General features: G+C 67.8%; 1 protein-coding gene. It reads right to left on the reverse strand.

Annotation, left to right across the window (positions count from 1 at the left end; genetic code table 11):
• Positions 1–18: 18 nt before the first annotated feature.
• Positions 19–1209 (reverse strand): IS110 family transposase, encoded by a 1191-nt coding sequence (locus ACFZB9_RS36900; RefSeq protein WP_391454545.1) that lies wholly within the window; start codon positions 1207–1209, stop codon positions 19–21.
• Between the last annotated feature and the right edge of the window lie 240 nt (positions 1210–1449).

Genomic DNA, 1449 nt, shown 5'->3' on the forward strand with positions numbered 1-1449 from the left:
GACCTCCTAATGATGTTGTCAAGCCGCTGATGTGACGGGGAGTGCAGGCTCGTAGCTCTTCCCGTCACGGATCAGGGCCCATAGAACGTTGACCCGCCGACGGGCCAGGGCGAGGACCGCCTGGGTGTGTCGCTTGCCCTCGGCACGTTTGCGCTCGTAGAAGCGGCGGGATTCCTCGCAGCTGCGGATGCTGATCAGAGCGGAGGTGTAGAAGACGCGCTGGAGGCCACGGTGGTAGCGCCGGGGGCGGTGCAGGTTGCCGCTGACCTGGCCGGAGTCGCGGGGCACAGGCGCGACTCCGGCCAGGCTGGCAAGGCGATCCGGGGTGCCGAAGCGACTCATGTCGCCGGCAGTGGCGGCCACGAACTCCGCTCCCAGGAGTGGTCCGATACCGGGCATGCTGGTGATCACTTCGGCGAGCTCGTGCTCGCGAAACCGGGCCGCAATGAGCTTGTCGATCTCGGTGATCTGCTCGTTGAGGCTCATCACCTCCTTGGCGAGGGCGTGGATCACCTGGGCGGCGATCTTCTCCCCGGGCAGGGTGGTGTACTGGCGCTCGGCGGCCTCGACAGCTGCCGCGGCGAGGGCTTCGGCTCCTCGAACCTTGCGGTTTCGAAGCCAGGTGGTCAGCCTGGCGCGTCCCGTCCTTCGCAGTGCGGCCGGCGTCTGGTAGCCGGCCAGCAGGACCAGCGGGCCGACGTTGCCGGGATCCAAGACCCGCTCCAATGCCGGGAAGATGCTGGTGAGTTGACCGCGTAGGCGGTTGATCCTGCGGGTCCGGTCGGCGTTCAGGTCGGCCCGGCGGCCGGTGAGGATCCGCAGCTCGACGGCCTGCTCGCCGTCGGGTCGCAGGACGGCCAGGTCCCGACGCATACGGGCCTGATCGGCGATGACGGTGGCATCCTTTGCGTCGGTCTTGCCGGTGCCCCGGTAACCGGCGGCCGCCCGGTTGACCGCCAGGCCGGGCATGTAGACCAGCTCCTGGCCGTGATTGAGCAGGATGTTGATCCACAGGGCGGCCATGCCGTCGGCGACGTCGACAGCCCAGGCCACGTCATCGTCCAGGGCCAGCACGTCGGCGAGCAGGGCCAGCAGTTCCGGCTCGTCGTTCAGCACTTTCCGCGACAGGAGCCGCCTGCCCTCGGCATCCAGCACCACGCAGTGGTGGTGGGTCTTGCCGATGTCCGTTCCCGCCCAGATCCGGGCCACCTGTCCTCCGGTTGTTCGATGTGGGTTGCGCTCCGGACGACCTCGCCAGCGTGGTCCTACTCAGCGATGCACCCGAGGGGCTCGCGACTCCTAATCAGCGGTCGAGTCGTCGTGAGACACCGGGCGGCCAGGTCAGCTGAACCATCGCGTGCAACCGGCTGAAAGCCATACCCGGTGTCCCTGGGCCTCAGGACCATACGACTGGCCCCTCTGCCACACCAACAACGTAGGACCGGCTGA

Source organism: Kitasatospora sp. NPDC008050 (assembly GCF_042957465.1).
GTDB lineage: Bacteria > Actinomycetota > Actinomycetes > Streptomycetales > Streptomycetaceae > Kitasatospora.